Source organism: Tsukamurella sp. NPDC003166 (genome assembly GCF_040611135.1).
GTDB lineage: Bacteria > Actinomycetota > Actinomycetes > Mycobacteriales > Mycobacteriaceae > Tsukamurella.
Window position 1 is genome coordinate 213,818 of record NZ_JBEXNL010000005.1, and the last position, 17,653, is coordinate 231,470.

The following is a 17,653-nucleotide window of genomic DNA, read 5'->3' on the forward strand; positions in this document are numbered from 1 at the left end:
ACCCGCCCGGGCTACCGGCTCACGTCGATCCGCACGGGCGCCGACGCGGCACCACCGGCCACGCCGCCGGTGCGCCACCCGAGGTCGCCCCAGCAGTACAGGTAGCCGTCGGCGACGGCGCAGGTCGGGCCGGCCGTCGTGATCGCGGTGACCCGTTCGAGCCCGGACACGACGGTCGCGGTGTCCGTCGGTTTCCCGGCGCACGAGACCGCACCGTCGACGACCACGCAGTGGGTCGTCGCGTACTGCCCGTCGCTCGCGACCGCCGTGATCCCACGTAGGGCCGTTGCCCAGGGCGCTGCTGCGGCCGCGATGGTCGCACCGTTGCCGTCCCAGCAGTAGGCCCGGCCGTCGGCGACCCCGCAGGCTCCGCCCGTGGCGAGTGATGTCACCGCCGGCAGCCCCGCGACGCGGCTGGGAGGCTTGGTGAGCGGGTCGAAGCCCGTTCCGCCCGTCCAGCACTCGACCGCGTCGTCGACGAGGGCGCACGCGATGGCCGCGTACCCGACGAAGGAGACCTCGACCGCGGACGCCTTCGGCACGCCGCGCAGGGCGGCCGGCTTCATCGAGGAGATCGCCGAGCCCCAGCAGTACGGGCCCGCCGCCGTGACGGCGCACGCGGTCGATCCGAGGCGATTCGAGGTGGCGACGGCGATCCGGGTCGCACCGGAGATGCCCGCGACCTTCACCGGGGTCCGGGACCCGACGTACTGCGTGGTCTGCTCCGGCACCAACCCGGAGGCGTTCGCGCCCCAGCAGTAGACATCGCCTGCCGCGATCGCGCACACGGCGCCACTGCCGACCGCGACGTCCGACACGTCGGAGAGGCCGGAGACCGCCCCCGGTGCCGTGCGCGCGGTCGTGGTGCCGTCGCCGTTCGTCGCGGACCGATTGCCCCCGAAGCAGTACAGGCGCGCGCCGGCGACAGCGCACACCGTGTCGCCGTACCCGCTGACCGCCGTCACCGGACCGGACGGACCGCCGGCGCCGGAGTCGCCACTACGCGCCAGCGTCACCCCGACGACGGCTCCGACCAGGACGAGCACGCCGGCTACCGCTCCCGCGATCAGGGGCCACCGTCGCCGCGATCGGCCGGGAGCGGGCGCGCCACCCGCCGCGCCACCTCCCGCCGCGTCCCGACCCGCACCGGCCACGCTCGCGGCGTCCAGCGCTGCGAGGGCGCGTCCGACCATCTCGCCGACGGGGATGTCGGTGGCGGGAACGGCGGCCAGGTCCCGGCCGGACGGATCGGGCGCGACGAACCAGGCGACACCGTCGTCGAACCCGTACACGAGGACGGGCGCGGGGCCGGGGCCGCTCGGTCGCGCGGCGACGGCGGCGTCCCGGAGGAAGACGGCACCATCGGCCACGGGAAGCACCGTGAGCACCTGGCGGCCGTCGGGGCCGTCGACGAGACTGCTGGTACCGGTGGCGTGCCGGCCCAGCGGCGCGACGACGATGTACCGCCCGAACAGCGGATCGGAATGGGGTTGCACGGCGGGCCTCCTCGCGACGATGCCTGGAGCATAGGGGAGCGCGACCCCTGTCCTCCGAACGGACGACACCGCGTCGATCCGCGCGGATCGGACACGTAGAACGTAAGATCGACAGGTGGCAACTTCGCGGATCGAGCGTCTCACCAACCTGGTGATATGCCTTCTGTACACGCAACGCCCGCTCGATCGGGACTACATCCGGGCGAACGTCTTCGGGTACGACCCGGACGCCGACGACGAGGCCTTCGAGCGGATGTTCGAGCGCGACAAGGCGGACCTGCGGGAACTCGGCGTCCCCATCGAGGTGGCCCCGGTGTCCCGGATCAACTCGGCCACCGGCTACCGGATCGCGTTCGATGAGTACGCCCTCGGCGACATCGACCTCGATCCCGAGGAGGCAACCGCAGTGGCCGTCGCCGCAGCCGTCTGGCAGTCGCCGGAGCTGTCCTCGGCGGCACAGTCGGCGGTGCAGAAGCTGCGCGCGGGCGGCATGGACGTCAGTGGGCCCGGCGCGGGCGTCGGCCCGGGCATCGCTCCCGACCGGGGTGCCGAGGGCGCGCTGCTGGCGATGCTCGAGGGGATCGACCGGCGGCGCCAGGTCACCTTCGAGCACCGCGCCAATCCCGCGCAGCCCTATGTCGACCGCACGCTGCACCCGTGGGGCGTGGTCACGTTCCGGGGCAGCGCCTACGCGGTCGGGCACGACGTGGCGCGTGACGCGGTGCGCACGTTCAAGCTCAGCCGGGTCCGGGGCGGCTCGGTGACCGGGGCCGAGGCCACCGTCCGGCCGCCGGACGGCTTCGACCTGCACGCGCACGTGGTGGACACCGTCGCCGAGCGCGACCCGGTCGGTACGGCCCGGCTGTGGGTCGCGCGGGGTCGGGGAGACGGGCTCCGTCGGCTCGCGGCCACGCAGGCCGACGGTGACTTCCGCGGCCGGCCCGGCACCGAGATCACCGTCGAGATGCGCTCGGTCGACGCCGTCGCCAGAGAGGTGTCCGGGCTCGGGCCCGACGCGGTGGTCGTCGAACCGCAGGAACTGCGCGACGCCGTGGTGGACCGGCTCACGGCCTTGGCGGGGGCGCGATGAGCACGCCGCCGCGGCAGCCGACGAAGCAGATGCAGCGCCTGGCGCGCTGGCTCAACGTGATCCCGTACTTCCGCACGCATCCCGACGCGGACCTGGAGCGCGCCGCCGCCGACCTCGGTGTCACCGTCGTCCAGCTGCGCAAGGACCTGACCGGGCTCACGATGTGCGGGCTGCCCGGGATGTTCCCGGGCGATCTCATCGAGATCGACTACGACGAGTCCGGCGTCGACATCGGCTTCAGCGCGAAGATCGATCGCCCGCTCAAACTGACCGGCCCCGAGGCGGCGTCGCTGCTGCTCGCGCTGCGCGGCCTGGCGGATTCGCCCGGCGTCGCCGATCCGGCGGCCGTCCTGCGTGCCATCGCCAAGCTCGAGGCCGCGGTGGCGGGCGCGGGCCGGGACACCGTCGCCTCGATCGACGGCGCCCAGCCCGACGGCCCGGTGGCGGGCGTCGCCGCCGCCGTGCGCGGGGCCCTGCGCGACGGGCGCGCGCTGCACCTGCGCTATTACTCGGCCACCCGCGACAGCACCACGGAGCGCGATGTCGACCCCATCGCCCTCGACACCTTCGGCGGCCACAGCTACCTGCAGGCCTGGTGTCGCACCAGCGAGGGCCTGCGGATGTTCCGCCTCGACCGGATCGACGAGGTGCACGAGCTCGACGAGCCCGCCTCGGTGCCGCAGCACGTGGAACCCGCAGCCGGGCTGTTCGACGGTGCCGCCGCCGACGAGCTGACCACGGCCACCGTCGAGGTCGGCCCCGGCGCTGCCTGGGCGCTGGAGTACCACCCGTTCACGGTGCTGAGCGAGGACGCCGGCGGTCCGGTCGTCGCGACGATGCAGTACGCGACGGAGGACTGGATGGTGCGGTTCGTGCTCAGCTTCGGCGGGGAGCTGACGGTGCGCGGCCCCGAGTCGCTGGCGGAGGCCGTCGCCCGGCGCGCGGCCGCCGGGCTCGCCAACTATTCATGAACCGGACACATCGCCCGCAGCGTTCGCACAGGAACAGCGGGCTGCGGGTCCGGTAGTCTTGTCACGTAGTCGGAAGAGAATTGAGGCGACATGTTTCCGCATAGTGCAACCGCGTGGATCGTCATCGCGGTCGTGGTGCTGGTCCTGTTCGGTGGACGCAAGCTCCCGGACGCCGCCCGCGGCCTCGGCCGGTCGCTGCGCATCTTCAAGAGCGAGATGGACGAGATGAAGACCGAGGGCGAGGCGAAGGCCCCGGCTCAGCAGCCGCAGGCGCAGGTCACCGAGCAGCCGATCGACGTTCAGACGGTCCAGCCGTCCGAGACCGATCGCAAGACGGCGTAGCCGCAGCGCGCACTGTTTGTGAAGATCCCGTTCGATCCGCGTCGTCGCCGTGCCGTCGTCAATCCCGACGGCACGATGTCGATCGTGGAGCACCTGTACGAACTCCGCACGCGCATCCTGTGGTCGCTCCTGGCGATCGTGCTGGCCGCGGTGGTCGGGTTCTTCTGGTACAACCACAGCATGCTGGGGCTGCGGCCCTCCGGTGAGCTGCTGCGCGGCCCGTACTGCGAGCTCCCCGAGTCCGCTCGCGCCGAGATCACGCGAACCGGCGAATGTCGGCTCCTGGCCACCGGCGTGTTCGATCAGTTCAACCTCCGGGTTAAGGTCGCGTTCGCGACCGGCGTCCTGCTGGCGTGCCCGGTGTGGCTCTACCAGATCTGGTCGTTCATCGTGCCCGCGCTGCACCGCAAGGAGAAGCGCTACACGCTCGCCTTCGTGACCATGGGCGGGGTGCTGTTCCTCAGCGGCGCGATCCTCGGCTACTTCATGATCGCCAACGCCTTCCGGTTCCTGCTCACCGTGGGCAACGAGACCCAGGTGACCGCCCTGCAGGGCGCCGACTACTTCAGCTTCGTGCTCAGCGTCATGGCGATCTTCGGCGTCAGTTTCGAGTTGCCGCTGTTCATCATCGCGCTCAATCTCGTCGGGGTCCTTCCCTACGCGAAGCTCAAGAAGTGGCGGCGCGGCCTGCTGATGTCGATGTTCATCGTCGCGGCGTTCATCTCACAGTCCGGCGACCCCCTGACCATGCTCGTGCTCGGCCTGGCGCTGGCGGTGCTGCTCGAACTGTCGATCCAGTTCTGCCGGATCCGCGAGAAGATCAAGCGTCGGAACGCGGTCGGCTCGGACGTCTTCGACGGTGAGCTGGACGACGAGGCCGCATCGCCGGCACCGTCGGCCCCGCAGCCGATCGGGGCGGGTCCCGGGCCTGCGGCAGGCGCGGTCGCGCACGCCACCCCCGTGGCCGCACCCGAGAAGATCACGCGCACCTCGATCCCGCGTTCGGGGTTCGATGACGTCCTCTGAATTCGACAGCTTCACCGCAGCACTCGACTTCACCCTCGACCCGTTCCAGGTCCGCGGCTGCCGGGCGCTCGAGGAGGGCCGCGGGGTGCTCGTGTGCGCCCCGACCGGTGCCGGTAAGACGGTGGTCGGCGAGTTCGCCGTCCACCTCGCTCTGGCCGGCGGCACCAAGTGCTTCTACACGACGCCGATCAAGGCGCTGTCGAACCAGAAGCACGCCGAGCTCACCGCTCGCTACGGCGCGCACAACGTGGGCCTGCTGACGGGCGACACATCGATCAACTCGTCCGCACCCGTGGTCGTCATGACCACCGAGGTGCTGCGCAACATGCTCTACGCGGATTCGCCCACCCTCGACGCGCTGAGCCACGTGGTCATGGACGAGGTGCACTACCTCGCCGACCGGTTCCGCGGTGCGGTGTGGGAGGAGGTGATCCTGCACCTCCCGCAGGACGTGCGGCTGGTCAGCCTGTCCGCGACGGTGTCCAACGCCGAGGAGTTCGGCGCCTGGATCACCGAGGTCCGCGGGCACACCGAGGTGATCGTCGACGAGCACCGGCCCGTCCCGCTGTGGCAGCACATGCTGGTCGGCCGCAAGCTGTTCGACCTGTTCGACACGAAGGCGCTGCGCGCCGCGCAGGACGAGGGCCAGAAGAACCTGGTCCTGGATGCCGACCTCGTCCGCTACGTCAAGCAGCGCGAGGCGCTGGACCGCAGCTTCGAGCCGGGGATCAACAGCCGCACCGGCCGGCGGACCGGCTCCGGGAACCGGCAGGGCCGCGGCCAGCAGGTCCGCCGCCCGATCCCGCGGCCCGACGTCATCGCGCTGCTCGACGCCGAGGGCCTGCTCCCGGCGATCACGTTCGTGTTCTCCCGCTCCGGCTGCGAGCAGGCGCTGACGCAGTGCCTGCGGTCCCCGGTGGTGCTCACCACCGCGGAGCAGGCCGACGAGATCGGCCGCATCGTCGACAAGCACGTCGCGGAGTTCTCGCCCGCCGACCTGGATCTGCTCGGCTACGAGGAATGGCGGGCGGCGCTGCTGCGTGGTTTCGCAGCGCATCACGCGGGCATGCTCCCGGCCTTCCGGCACACGGTGGAGGAGCTGTTCGTCAAAGGCCTCGTGCGCGCCGTGTTCGCCACGGAGACGCTCGCCCTGGGCATCAACATGCCCGCGCGCACCGTCGTCCTCGAACGCCTGGTCAAGTACAACGGCGAATCGCACGTCGAGCTCACGCCCGGCGAGTACACGCAGCTCACGGGCCGCGCGGGCCGCCGCGGCATCGACATCGAGGGACATGCCGTGGTGCTGTGGCAGAGCGGTGTGCGGCCCCAGGAGGTCGCGGGCCTCGCCGGCGCGCGCACCTTCCCGCTGGTGAGCTCGTTCTCGCCCGGCTACAACATGTCGATCAACCTGCTCGACCGGCTGGGGCGCGAGGGAGCGGAACGGCTGCTCGAGGCCAGCTTCGCGCAGTTCCAGGCGGACCGCTCGGTCGTGGGGTTGGCCAAGCGGGTCGAGCGCGGCGAGAAGGAGCTGGTCAGCCTCGGCGCGCAGATCACCGAGGCAGCGGGCGGCGCCGACTACCTCGAGTACGTCCGGCTGCGCGAGGCCGTCCGGGCGCGGGAGCGCTCACTGCGCCGCGCGGACCTCGCCGACCGCCGCGACGGCGCCGCCACGGCGCTCGCGGAGCTGCGGCGGGGCGATGTCATCGCCGTCACGGGTGGCCGCCGCCGGGGCCTGGCCCTGGTCGTGGAGCCGTCCGGCGACCGGCGCGACCCGAAGCCCGTCGTGGTCACCGAGGGCAGCTGGTCGGGACGCGTCGGTACGGCGGACTTCGTGGGCGAGATCCAGGTGCTCGGCACGCTGAGGGTGCCCAAGAACGCCGACTACCGCTCCGGGCGCGGGAAACGCGACCTGGCGTCCACGCTGCGCAACAGCACCATCTCGGCGCCCCGGCAGCAGGCGAAGGCGCACCGTCCGGCCGCGTCGGATACCCAGCTCGCCGACCTGCGCGCACGGATGCGGTCCCACCCCGCGCATACCGGCCGGCGCGCACCCGAGCTGGACCGGCTCGCCGAGCGGTACGCCCGGCTCGAGCGCGAGGTCACCGCGTCGGCGGCGACGGTGCGCGCCACCACCTCGTCGCTGGCCGTCACCTTCGAGCGGATCGTGGCGCTGCTGTCGGACCGCGGGTACGTCGCGCAGATCGACGGTGCGGCCGGGCTCACGGAGGCCGGTCACCGGCTGGCACGGGTGTACAGCGAGTCCGACCTGCTGGTGTGCGAGTGCATCGAGGACGGTGTGTTCGACGGGATCGACCCGGCCGGGCTCGCCGCGGTCGTGTCCGCGCTGGTCTTCGAGTCCCGCGGCGAGCGCGGCGGCATGCTCCTGACCGGCGAGAAGGTGCCGGGCGCCGTCCGGTCCGCGCTTCGCGACATCGCCGACCGGTGGACCGACATCGTCGCCGCCGAGGCCGCGCACCGCTTGGAGCCGAGCCGCGAGCCCGACATCGGCTTCGTGGCGCCGATGTACCAGTGGGCCGCCGGCGGAACCCTCGCCGCGGTCCTGTTGGCCGCGGGCGAGCGCGGACGACCGCTTCCGGCGGGCGATTTCGTCCGCTGGTGCAGGCAGGTCATCGATCTGCTCGATCAGATCAAGCAGACCTCGTTCGAAACCCGGCCGGGCTTGGCCACCGTCGCGACGGCCGCGATCGCCGCGGTGCGGCGTGGCGTGGTCGCGGAATCGGGTTGACGATCGGGTATCTTGAGCCCATAGGCGTTCGTCGTCGGCCTTCGGCCTGCGACAGGGGAGGAGTTGGACGATGAGCAATCCGCAGGATCCGAATCAGTGGGCGCAGCAGGGCTGGCAGCAGCCCGGCCAGCCCCAGCAGGACCAGACCCAGATCTCGCCGCAGTACGGCGGCCCGCAGCAGCAGCCCTACGGCGCGCCGGCGGGTGACCAGACCCAGATCGCACCGCAGTACCAGGGCCAGTGGCCCGGTCAGCAGCAGCCGCAGCAGGGCCAGCAGTTCGGGGGATACCAGCAGCCCAATCCGCAGCAGCCGCAGTTCGGCCAGGACCAGTTCGGCCAGCCTGCGCAGTTCGCCGGCCAGCAGTTCGGGCAGCAGTTCGGCCAGCCGGGGCAGCCCGTGCCCGGCGGCCCCAAGAAGTCGAAGACCGGCCTGATCGTCGGCATCGCCGCCGCGGCGATCATCGTGATCGTGGCCCTCGTGCTGCTCATCGGCTGGCTCACCGGCGCCTTCTTCGGGAAGAGCTTCGACAACGCCAAGGTCAACGAGGGCGTGACGAAGGTGCTCAAGGAGAACTACAACGAGTCCGATACCACCGATGTCTCGTGCAAGACCGACGGCGTGAAGGTCAAGGACGGCGAGTCCTTCGACTGCACCGCCACCATCGGCGGCAAGCAGAAGACGGTCAAGGTCACCGTCAAGGACAGCGACGGCAAGTACCAGGTCGGCGCGCCCAGCTGATCTCAGTCCGCGAGCGCCGCGAGCAGGCGCTCCACCTGCGCTCCGATCCGCAGCTCCTCGGCCAATTCGGCCAGGCGCTGCGGATCGCGTGCTTTCCGGGGCATCTCGTCCGAACCCGACAGCGCGACGTCCGCATCGCGCTGCACCCAGACCACGTCCCACGCGGCGTCGAGGTAGTCCGCCGAGGCGTTGATCGACGCCGCGGCCCGCGCCGCCAGCGGCGACGGGGTCGATGCCGCGGCCTCGCGGATCGCCGCGAGGGAACCGTACTGCAGCAACAGCTTCGAGGCGGTCTTCTCGCCGATGCCGGGCACACCGGGCAGGCCGTCGGACGGGTCGCCGCGCAGCAGCGCCAGCTCGGCGTAGGCCGCGCCCGCCCGATCCAGCGGCACGCCGTACTTCTCCGCGACCTCCGCCTGCCCGAACATCTCGGCCTTGGCGATGCCGCGCCCGATGTAGAGGCACTTCACGCCGGGAGCGGCATCGTCGGCGACCTGCAGCAGGTCCCGGTCCCCGGAGACCACGATCACGGGGTCCGCCTTCTCCCGCGCGGCGAGGGTACCGAGCACGTCGTCCGCCTCGAGGCCCACGGCGCCACCGGTCGCGATGCCGACCGCCTCGAGCACCTCGAGGATCATGTCGACCTGCGGGGACAGCGTGTCCGGCACCTCCTCGGCGCTGCCGTCCCCACCCTCGGCGACGCGGTGGGTCTTGTACGTGGGCAGCAGGTCCACCCGGAAGGCGGGACGCCAGTCGAGGTCCAGGCACGCGACGAGCCGTCCGGGGCGGTGCGTGGCGATGAGCTGCGAGGTCATGTCGAGGAAGCCGCGCAGGGCGTTCACGGACCGCCCGTCGGCCGCCTTCACCTTGTCGGGGATGGCGTAGAAGGCCCGGAACCAGAGCCCGGCGGAGTCGAGCAGCATCAGCGGGCGCGCGTCGTTCGTCACGGGAATCATCGTGTCACAATCGGACCATGAGCAACCCCCACACGTTCCCGGCACAGGTGTACGCGACCCGTCTCCTCAAGGCCCGGCAGCTCGCGACGGCGGCGGGAACCCCGCTCGTCATCACCCCGGGCCCCGACCTGGCGTACCTGACCGGCATCGTCAGCGAGTCGTTCGAGCGCCTGACCGCGCTCGTCGTCACGGATTCCGGTTTCGGCCTGGTGGTTCCGCGCCTCGAACTCGCCATCCTCAAGGACTCCGCAGTTCCGGGCCTCGGCGCGGAGGGCGTCGAGCTCGCCGTCCTGGATTGGGTCGACGGTGACGACCCGTACGCCCTCGTCCTGGAACTCCTGGCCCGCCGAGCAGCGTCTTCCCGCGAGGTGGCCGTCGCCGACGCCGTGCCCGCGCTGCACCTCGTGCCGCTGCTGGACCGCGGCCTGGGCGTGCGGCTGGCCACCGACGTGCTGCGCCGGCTTCGGATGATCAAGGACGCCGCGGAACTCGATGAGCTGCGCGCCGCGGGCGCCGCGATCGACCGGGTGCACGCCCGGGTCCCGGAGATCCTCCGAGTCGGCCGCACGGAGCGCGAGGTCGCCGTCGACATCGCCGCCGCGATCGTCGAGGAGGGCCACACCGAGGCCGCGTTCGTCATCGTGGGTTCCGGTCCGCACGGCGCCGACCCGCATCACGAAGTGTCCGATCGGGTGATCGGGGCGGGCGATGTCGTGGTGGTCGACATCGGCGGCCCGCTGCCCTCGGGCTACAACTCGGACTGCACCCGCACCTACGCCCTGGGCGAGCCCGCTCCGGAGATCGCCGAGCAGTACGCGCTGCTCGAGCGAGCGCAGCGGGCCTCCGTGGCGGCGGTGCGGCCGGGCGTCACCGCCGAGGCGATCGACGCCGCCGGACGCGATGTGCTCGCCGCGGCGGGCCTCGGTGAGGCCTTCCTGCACCGCACGGGTCACGGCATCGGGCTGTCGGTCCACGAGGAGCCGTACATCGTCGCGGGCAACGATCTTCCGGTCGAACCGGGTATGGCGTTCTCGATCGAACCGGGAATCTACGTCAGTGGCCGGTGGGGAGCGCGGATCGAGGATATCGTCATCGTCACCGAAGATGGCTGCGAGCCGGTGAACCTCCGACCCCATGGCCTCACGGTGCTCTAGTGGCGCAACACACGGAGGTCGAACATGGCGCACGGCGGCGGGCCCGTAGCTGAGGGCTCTTCGATCTACGAGGAGGGCGAGGGGAACAGCAGCCGGGTCGTCCAGATCGCGGTCGTGGCCGCGCTCGGCGGGCTCCTCTTCGGCTACGACAGCGCCGTGATCAACGGCGCCACCAAGTCGATCGAGAAGGTCTTCGGGATCCACGGCTACGCCCTCGGCTTCGCCGTCGCCTCCGCGCTGATCGGCGCGGCCGCCGGTGCCATGACCGCCGGCCGCATCGCCGACGCGATCGGCCGCGTGCGGGTCATGCAGATCGCCGCGGTGCTGTTCCTGATCAGCGCGGTCGGCTGCGCCTTCGCCAACCACATCTGGCTGCTGATCCTGTTCCGGCTGGTCGGCGGCGTCGGCGTGGGCGTCGCGTCGGTGATCGCCCCCGCGTACATCGCGGAGGTCTCGCCGGCCCGGATCCGCGGGCGGCTCGGCTCGTTGCAGCAGATGGCCATCGTGCTCGGCATCTTCCTGTCGCTGCTCGTCGACTGGCTGCTCGCCTCCCTCGCGGGCGACGCCTCGAACGTGCTGTGGCTCGGCATGGAGGCCTGGCGCTGGATGTTCCTGGTGATGGCGATCCCGGCGATCGTGTACGGCGCGGCCTCCATGATGATCCCGGAGTCGCCGCGCTACCTGGTCTCCCGGCACCGCATCCCCGAGGCCCGCAAGGTGCTCACGATGCTGCTCGGCGAGAAGAACCTCGACCTCACGGTCACGCGCATCGAGGAGAGCCTTGCCGGCGAGGAGAAGCACTCCTGGCGCGACCTGGTCAGGCCCGGTGGCGGCATCTATCCCATCGTCTGGGTGGGCCTCCTGCTGTCGATCTTCCAGCAGGCGGTCGGCATCAACGTGATCTTCTACTACTCGAACATGCTGTGGCAGGCCGTGGGTTTCAAGCCCGAACAGTCCAACCAGATCAGCGTGTTCACCTCGATCGTCAACGTCCTGGTCACCATCGTCGCCATCATGCTGGTCGACCGGATCGGCCGCCGCCCCCTGCTCCTGATCGGCTCGATCGGCATGGCGGTCTCGCTGGCCACCATGGCGGTCTGCTTCAGTACCGCCACCGATGTGAACGGCAGCCCGTCGCTGTCCGGTGCCGTCGGCGTGATCGCCCTGATCGCCGCGAACCTGTTCGTGATCTTCTTCGGCGTCAGCTGGGGCCCGGTGGTGTGGGTGCTGCTCGGTGAGATGTTCCCCAACCGGATCCGCGGCGCGGCCCTGTCGCTCGCGGCCGCCGCGCAGTGGGCGGCCAACTGGGCCATCACCGTCACGTTCCCGAAGATGGAGGGCAACCTGACGCTGGCCTACGGCCTCTACGCCACGTTCGCCGTGCTGTCACTGATCTTCGTCTACCGGTTCGTGCCCGAGACCAAGGGCCGCACGCTGGAGGACATGGACGGCAGCATCCCCGCGCGCCACTAGGCGCGCAGGCCCGCCGAGCCGAGGACCCTGGCCACCGTGACCTCGATGACGACCCGCTTCGGGTTCTCCCGCGGCGGCTTGTAGCGCACGGCGTACCGGGCCTCGGCGTCGCGGACCGACTCCGCGTCGCTCAGCACCCGGGCCGGGCCCTCCAGCGTGAGCCACCGCGGACCGTCGACCTGGGTGAGCGCCGCGTACCCACCCCGTGCCGCGTTGCGGGCCTTCTGCGTGTCACCCGAGGTGATCACCCGGGCCACGCGGGCGACGGGGTCGTAGGTGAAGGCGATGGCGACGCTGTGCGGCGTGCCGTCGGCGCGCAGGGTGACGAGGGAGGCCAGGTGCCGTTCGGTGACGAAGGCGAGGGCGTCGGCGTTCAGTTCGGGCACGGTCCCACCGTAGTCTGGACCGGTGACGGACAGGATTCCCGACGGTGCGGTGCTCCTCCTCGGCGGCCGGAGCGAGGTCGGCACGGAGGTCGCGGGACGGCTCGCGCCGGGCCGCGACGTGATCCTCGCGGCGCGCCGCCCCGAGTACCTGGACGAGCAGATCACGCTGCTGCGCGATGCGGGCGCCACCGGAGTCTTCCCGATCGCCTTCGACGCCGACCGCACCGACGAGCACGCCGCGTTCCTCGCCGAGGTGGCCGATCGGTTCGGTCGGATCGGTGTGGCGGTGGTCGCGTTCGGGATCCTGGGCGATCAGGCGCGTGCCGAGGAGGACCCGCAGCACGCGGTGCAGATCGCGCAGACCGATTACGTGGCGCAGGTATCGATCCTGCTGGGCCTGTCCAAGCTCTTGCGCGCTCAGGAACCGCGCGAGGGTCGACGGGGCGCGATCGTCGCCTTCTCGTCGGTTGCGGGCGTGCGGGTGCGCAAGGCCAACTTCGTCTACGGCAGCACCAAGGCCGGCCTCGACGGCTTCGTGCAGGGGTTCGCGGATTCGCTGCACGGCTCCGGCGTTCAGGTCCTGCTCGCGCGGCCCGGTTTCATCGTCGGCGCGATGACACGCGACCTCATGGCCTCCGGCGTGGCGCCGGCGCCCTTCAGCCGCACGGCGCCGCAGGTCGCGGAGGCGACGGTGCGCGCGCTGCGCCGGGGCCGTCGGGCGGTGTGGATTCCGGGCGTGCTGCGCCCGCTCTACGCGGGGCTGCGGTTCGTTCCGCAGGCCCTCTGGCGCCGGATGCCCCGATGACGGTGACGGTGGTCGGCATCGGCGCGGACGGCTGGGCCGGGCTCACCGACGGTGCGCGCCGAGAGCTGCAGGGTGCCACGACGATCCACGGGGCGCCACGGCACCTCGACTACCTGCCCGGCGAGGTCACCGCAGACCGGCGGCCGTGGCCGTCGCCGCTGCTGCCCGCACTCGACGACCTGCCGGACGGGGTGCACGTGCTCGCCAGCGGCGACCCGATGTTCTACGGGATCGGCGCGACGCTGTCGCGGCGGCGCCCGGACCTCGTGTTGCGGGTGCTGCCGCACCTGTCGTCGTTCGCCCTGGCGTGCGCGCGGCTGGGCTGGCCGGCCGAGGAGGTGGTCGTGGTGTCCGCGGTGGCGCGGGACCCCGCCCGGGTGGTCCGGGCCGTCCGCGCGGGCCGCCGCGTCATCGTGCTCAGCGAGTCGGGCGCGACGCCCGGCCTCGTCGCGGCGCAGCTCGCCGCAGCGGGGCTCGACGCGCGCCTGACGGTGCTCGAGCAGCTCGGCGGCCCGCGCGAGAAGGTGCGCACCTACCGGCGGTCGCTCCGCGCGGACGACCTGAACGTGCTCGCGATCGACCCGGCCGGCACCGGGGAGCTTCAGGGGGACTTCGAGTTCGAGCACGACGGCCAGATCACCAAGCCGGACGTTCGCGCGCTGACGGTGTCCGCGCTGCGGCCCTCGGCCGGGTGGATCTGGGATTTCGGCGCCGGCTCCGGGTCGGTCGGTATCAGCTGGGCACTCGCGGGCGGCGGGTCCGTCGTGGCCGTGGAGCGCCGTGCCGACCGAGCGGAGCGGGTGGCGCGCAACGCCGCCCGCGCTGGGGTGCCGATCGAGCTGGTCGTCGGCGACACCGCGGACCTCACCGCGGACCTCCCACTGCCCGATGCGATCTTCGTCGGGGGCGGCCTCACCGAGGGCCTGGCCGCGGCGTGCGTCGGCGTTCTGCCGCCGGGCGGGCGACTGGTGGCGAACACCGTCACCGTCGAGGGACAGACGCTGGCCGCCGCGCTGCGCGGCCGGTACGGCGGCGACCTGCGGAGCTACACGGCCGCCGATCTACGGCCGCTGGGGGAGGGCACGGCCTGGCAGCCGCGCCGCCCGATCGTGCAGTGGGTCTACCGCAAGGAGTCGTCGTGACCGTCTACTTCATCGGCGCCGGGCCGGGCGCACCCGACCTGCTGACCGTGCGCGGGGCGGACCTGCTGGCCCGCTGCACAGTGTGTCTGTACGCGGGATCGCTGGTGCCGCAGGAGATGCTGGACCGTTGCCCGCCGGGCGCACGGCTCGTCGATACGGCGCGGATGCCCTTGGCGGACATCGTCGCCGAGCTGGTCGCCGCGCATGCGGCGGGCCTGGACGTGGCGCGCCTGCACTCCGGCGACATCTCGCTGTACTCGGCGTTCACCGAGCAGGCCCGCCGACTCGACGCGGCGGACGTGCCCTACGAGATCGTGCCGGGTGTCCCCGCCTTCGCCGCCGCCGCGGCGTCCCTGGGTCGCGAGCTGACGGTGCCCGGCGTGGGCCAGTCGCTGCTCGTCACCCGGGTGTCCACGCTCTCGACGGACATGCCGGCGGGCGAGGATCTCGCGTCGCTCGCCCGATCCGGTGTGACGCTGGCCCTCCACCTGGCGGCGCACCGCGCACAGGCGATCGCCGACGAGTTGACCCCGCACTACGGCGCCGACTGTCCGGTCGCGGTGGTGGCCTTCGCGAGCCGCCCGGACGAGCGGGTGGTCCGGTGCCGGCTGGCCGAGCTGCCGCAGCGGCTCGCGGACGAGAGCATCACCAAGACCGCGGTGATCTTCGTCGGAAAAGTGCTGGCGCCGGCGGAGTTCGAGGAGAGTTACCTCTACTCGGCGCGCCGCCTGCGCGTTCCGGGAGCGAGCCATTGACCCGCGTGCTTCTGCTCGGCGGCACGGCCGAGGCCAGGGAGCTGGCCCGCCGCCTGCACGCGGACGACCGGTTCGAGGTGCTCAGCTCCCTCGCCGGTCGGGTCGCGAACCCGCGTCTGCCCGTGGGGGACACGCGGATCGGGGGGTACGGCGGACCGTCGGGCCTGGCGGAGTTCCTCGGGGGCTTCGACGTACTCGTGGACGCGACGCACCCCTTCGCGGCGACCATCTCCCGCAATGCGGCGGAGGCCGCCGGGCGGGTCGGGGTGCCGCTCCTCGCCCTGGTCCGACCGCCGTGGTCGCCGGGGCCCGGCGACCGCTGGACCGCCGTCCCGACGGTGGCCGCCGCCGCGGCCGAACTCGCCGGCCGGACGCCCGCCCGGGTGCTCCTGACCACCGGGCGGCAGGACGTCGGGGAGTTCGCGGCGCTCGAGAAGCACTGGTTCCTCGTCCGCGTGGTCGACGCCCCGTCGGGCCCGCTGCCGCCCCACCATGAGCTGCTCCGCGACCGCGGGCCCTACATCCTGGAGTCCGAACAGACCCTGCTGCGCGAGAACGCTATCGACGTCCTCGTCACCAAGAACAGCGGCGGCGACCTGGTGTCCGCGAAGCTCACCGCGGCCCGCGAACTCGGGCTGGACGTGATCGTCGTCGATCGGCCGCCCCGCCCGGACGCCGTCCCGACGGTGCCGACCGCCGCGGACGCGTACGAGCGGCTTGTGATCGGGCTCTGATCCACAAGCGGGATTTGTGGATCGACGCGGAATTCGAGCGGCAGGGCCGTCGATCCGCACCTACCATGTCGACATGAGTGACATCGACATCCCCAGCCCGGTCGCCGAATTCATCGACGTCGTGAACGCCGGTGACGAGACCGCGTTCCTCGACGCGTTCACCGCGGACGGCTTCATCGACGACTGGGGTCGCGTGTTCGGCGACCGCTCGGCGATGCAGGGATGGTCGGCGAACGAGTTCATCGGCGCGAAGGGCGTTCTCACGCCTCAGCGGGTCACCGTCGACGGCGATACCGTGACCGTGATCGGAGACTGGAGCAGCACGCACGCCAACGGCCTCAGCTCGTTCGCGTTCGTCGTCGCGGGGGACAAGCTCGCCTCCATGACCATTCGCGAGGGCTGACCGCCGTGCGGACGATCATCATCGTCACCGTCGGCATCGTCCTCGCGGTGCTGTTCCTCGCCGTCGGGCGCGCGGTCAGGAGCGCCGGTGCGCGGCACGCCGCCGTAGCGTTCGTCGTGCTGTGGATCCTCGCCATGATCGCGAACATGATCGTCGGCATGACCCACGGCTACTCCTTCGGCGAGGAGTTCCCGATCCTGTTGGTCAACGTCGTGCCGGGTGCGGTGGTCGCGCTGATCGGCGCCCGGTTGCTCACGCGAGCAGTGCGTTGACGGCGGAGCGCCGCCGCGCGAGCTCGTCCAGGTCGGCGTCCAGTCGGGCGAGCGTGGCACGCATCGTCGCTTCGATGGTGGGGCACAGCTCGACGGTCCGCTCGTGCCGCACGCACGGCAGGATGACGCCGATCGACTCCGTGTCGAAGCCGGCGTCGAGCAGGCCACGGATCCGGCGGACCTGCAGCGGGGCGGCGGCGTCGTAGACACGATAGCCGGCAGGCGTGCGCCTCGACGTCAGGAGCCCCTTCTCCTCGTAGTACCGGAGCGAGCGCGCGCTCGCGCCCGTGACCTCGGACAACTCGCCGATCAGCATCTCGGTCTTGACCTTCACACCGGTGTCAACCCACACACTGGGGCCATGCATTCCGATGACGCTGCACAGATCCTGTCCGGTTCCCAGTACGAGGTCGTCGACGGAGGTGGAGAGGGCCCCGTCGTGGCGCTCGCCCACGGCGCCGGCGGCGGCGTGCGGGAGAACTTCGCGCCGTTGATCGACGGCATCGGCGACCGGCGGTTCGTCGGACCGTACTGGCCCGGCTCCGGTGACACACCCCGGTCCGACACCCCGCTCGAACTCGACGCCCTGGCGGACGCGGTGGTCGCCGCCGCGGTGAGCAGCGGAGCCGATCGTTTCCCGGTCGTGGGTCTGTCGCTCGGCGCCGCTGTCGCCGTGACGGCCGCCCGGCGGCATCCCGAGCACGTCTCGGGGTTGGTACTCACGGTGGGGGTCGCCCGCGCGGACGTGCGCGTACGCGCCGCGACCGGCACTTTCCGCGCGCTCGCGGCGGCTGGCGCACCGGAGCTGGCGGCGTACGTCCTGCGCGCCTGCTCGACCGACGAGCAACTCCGCGACCTGTCGCCCGAGGATGCGGAACGGATCGTCGCCGACGTCCGGGCCGCGATTCCTCCGGGTGCCCCGGAACAGATGGAACTCGTCGGCCGCGTGGACGTGACCGGTCTGCTGTCCGGGATCTCCGTCCCGACGCTGGTCGTCGTCGGTGGCGGCGACAGGCTGATCCCGCCGGACATCGAGCGGGAGCTCGGCACGATCCGGGGTGCACGGGTCATCGCGTACGACGGTGCCGGCCACACGTTCACGCCGCGGGAGGCGGCGGTGTGGGCCGCCGATGTCGCGGAGTTCCTGCGCACCCTGCCGTGAG

Annotated in this window: 19 protein-coding genes; 15 read left to right on the forward strand and 4 right to left on the reverse strand. The window is 71.9% G+C overall.

The window, feature by feature from the left end:
- Positions 1–11: 11 nt before the first annotated feature.
- On the reverse strand, positions 12–1,496 hold the full coding sequence (locus ABZX10_RS08565) for a hypothetical protein (RefSeq protein WP_355537249.1): 1,485 nt from the start codon (positions 1,494–1,496) through the stop codon (positions 12–14).
- 115 nt (positions 1,497–1,611) lie between these two features.
- Between ABZX10_RS08565 and ABZX10_RS08570 the strand changes: the two genes are divergently transcribed.
- The 6 genes from ABZX10_RS08570 (at position 1,612) to ABZX10_RS08595 (ending at position 8,410) form a co-directional block, all read left to right on the forward strand.
- Positions 1,612–2,586: a WYL domain-containing protein gene (locus ABZX10_RS08570; RefSeq protein ID WP_355537252.1), complete on the forward strand. Its 975-nt coding sequence runs from the start codon at positions 1,612–1,614 to the stop codon at positions 2,584–2,586.
- Positions 2,583–3,557, forward strand: a complete 975-nt coding sequence (locus tag ABZX10_RS08575) for a WYL domain-containing protein (RefSeq protein WP_355537255.1) — start codon at positions 2,583–2,585, stop codon at positions 3,555–3,557. The genes ABZX10_RS08570 and ABZX10_RS08575 overlap by 4 nt, the downstream gene beginning before the upstream one ends.
- Before the next feature lie 90 nt (positions 3,558–3,647).
- On the forward strand, positions 3,648–3,899 hold the full coding sequence (gene tatA / locus ABZX10_RS08580; protein WP_355537258.1) for a Sec-independent protein translocase subunit TatA: 252 nt from the start codon (positions 3,648–3,650) through the stop codon (positions 3,897–3,899).
- A gap of 18 nt (positions 3,900–3,917) precedes the next feature.
- On the forward strand, positions 3,918–4,925 hold the full coding sequence (tatC, locus tag ABZX10_RS08585; protein ID WP_355537261.1) for a twin-arginine translocase subunit TatC: 1,008 nt from the start codon (positions 3,918–3,920) through the stop codon (positions 4,923–4,925).
- Positions 4,912–7,671, forward strand: coding sequence for a DEAD/DEAH box helicase (locus ABZX10_RS08590; protein ID WP_355537264.1), 2,760 nt, complete (start codon positions 4,912–4,914; stop codon positions 7,669–7,671). Before tatC ends, ABZX10_RS08590 begins: the two co-directional genes overlap by 14 nt.
- Positions 7,672–7,741: 70 nt before the next feature.
- The gene (locus tag ABZX10_RS08595) at positions 7,742–8,410 is read left to right on the forward strand and encodes a DUF4333 domain-containing protein (protein WP_355537267.1); all 669 of its coding nucleotides are present in this window, start codon (positions 7,742–7,744) and stop codon (positions 8,408–8,410) included.
- Positions 8,411–8,412: 2 nt separating this feature from the next.
- Here ABZX10_RS08595 and ABZX10_RS08600 read toward each other — a convergent pair whose 3' ends face one another.
- The gene (locus ABZX10_RS08600; protein WP_355537270.1) at positions 8,413–9,366 is read right to left on the reverse strand and encodes a 5'-3' exonuclease; all 954 of its coding nucleotides are present in this window, start codon (positions 9,364–9,366) and stop codon (positions 8,413–8,415) included.
- 17 nt (positions 9,367–9,383) lie between these two features.
- On the opposite strand from ABZX10_RS08600, the gene ABZX10_RS08605 reads away from it, so the two are divergent.
- Together ABZX10_RS08605 and ABZX10_RS08610 are read left to right on the forward strand one after the other, a co-directional pair.
- Complete coding sequence (locus ABZX10_RS08605; RefSeq protein WP_355537273.1) at positions 9,384–10,520, forward strand: Xaa-Pro peptidase family protein; 1,137 nt, start codon at positions 9,384–9,386, stop codon at positions 10,518–10,520.
- Positions 10,521–10,544: 24 nt separating this feature from the next.
- Complete coding sequence (locus ABZX10_RS08610) at positions 10,545–11,993, forward strand: sugar porter family MFS transporter (protein WP_355537276.1); 1,449 nt, start codon at positions 10,545–10,547, stop codon at positions 11,991–11,993.
- Here the strand turns inward: ABZX10_RS08610 and ABZX10_RS08615 are convergent.
- Entirely contained in the window at positions 11,990–12,379 is a 390-nt protein-coding gene (locus ABZX10_RS08615; protein ID WP_355537279.1) for a PPOX class F420-dependent oxidoreductase, read from the reverse strand. The genes ABZX10_RS08610 and ABZX10_RS08615 overlap by 4 nt on opposite strands.
- 22 nt (positions 12,380–12,401) lie before the next feature.
- Between ABZX10_RS08615 and ABZX10_RS08620 the strand changes: the two genes are divergently transcribed.
- From ABZX10_RS08620 to ABZX10_RS08645, 6 genes are all read left to right on the forward strand, one after another.
- Positions 12,402–13,184: an SDR family NAD(P)-dependent oxidoreductase gene (locus tag ABZX10_RS08620; protein ID WP_355537282.1), complete on the forward strand. Its 783-nt coding sequence runs from the start codon at positions 12,402–12,404 to the stop codon at positions 13,182–13,184.
- A complete protein-coding gene (gene cbiE, locus ABZX10_RS08625) occupies positions 13,181–14,326 on the forward strand; it encodes a precorrin-6y C5,15-methyltransferase (decarboxylating) subunit CbiE (RefSeq protein ID WP_355537285.1) in 1,146 nt (381 codons plus the stop codon). Before ABZX10_RS08620 ends, cbiE begins: the two co-directional genes overlap by 4 nt.
- Positions 14,323–15,081 (forward strand): precorrin-4 C(11)-methyltransferase, encoded by a 759-nt coding sequence (gene cobM / locus ABZX10_RS08630; protein WP_355537288.1) that lies wholly within the window; start codon positions 14,323–14,325, stop codon positions 15,079–15,081. Before cbiE ends, cobM begins: the two co-directional genes overlap by 4 nt.
- The gene (locus ABZX10_RS08635) at positions 15,078–15,815 is read left to right on the forward strand and encodes a cobalt-precorrin-6A reductase (protein ID WP_355537291.1); all 738 of its coding nucleotides are present in this window, start codon (positions 15,078–15,080) and stop codon (positions 15,813–15,815) included. Before cobM ends, ABZX10_RS08635 begins: the two co-directional genes overlap by 4 nt.
- A gap of 73 nt (positions 15,816–15,888) precedes the next feature.
- Positions 15,889–16,218: a nuclear transport factor 2 family protein gene (locus tag ABZX10_RS08640; protein WP_355537294.1), complete on the forward strand. Its 330-nt coding sequence runs from the start codon at positions 15,889–15,891 to the stop codon at positions 16,216–16,218.
- Positions 16,219–16,223: 5 nt separating this feature from the next.
- Complete coding sequence (locus ABZX10_RS08645) at positions 16,224–16,490, forward strand: hypothetical protein (protein WP_355537297.1); 267 nt, start codon at positions 16,224–16,226, stop codon at positions 16,488–16,490.
- On the opposite strand, the gene ABZX10_RS08650 is transcribed toward ABZX10_RS08645, so the two are convergent.
- Complete coding sequence (locus ABZX10_RS08650) at positions 16,471–16,824, reverse strand: MerR family transcriptional regulator (protein ID WP_355537300.1); 354 nt, start codon at positions 16,822–16,824, stop codon at positions 16,471–16,473. The two genes, ABZX10_RS08645 and ABZX10_RS08650, sit on opposite strands and share 20 nt — an antisense overlap.
- A gap of 27 nt (positions 16,825–16,851) precedes the next feature.
- Here ABZX10_RS08650 and ABZX10_RS08655 point away from each other — a divergent pair, with 27 nt between their 5' ends.
- The gene (locus ABZX10_RS08655) at positions 16,852–17,652 is read left to right on the forward strand and encodes an alpha/beta hydrolase (protein WP_355537303.1); all 801 of its coding nucleotides are present in this window, start codon (positions 16,852–16,854) and stop codon (positions 17,650–17,652) included.
- Position 17,653 lies beyond the last annotated feature (1 nt).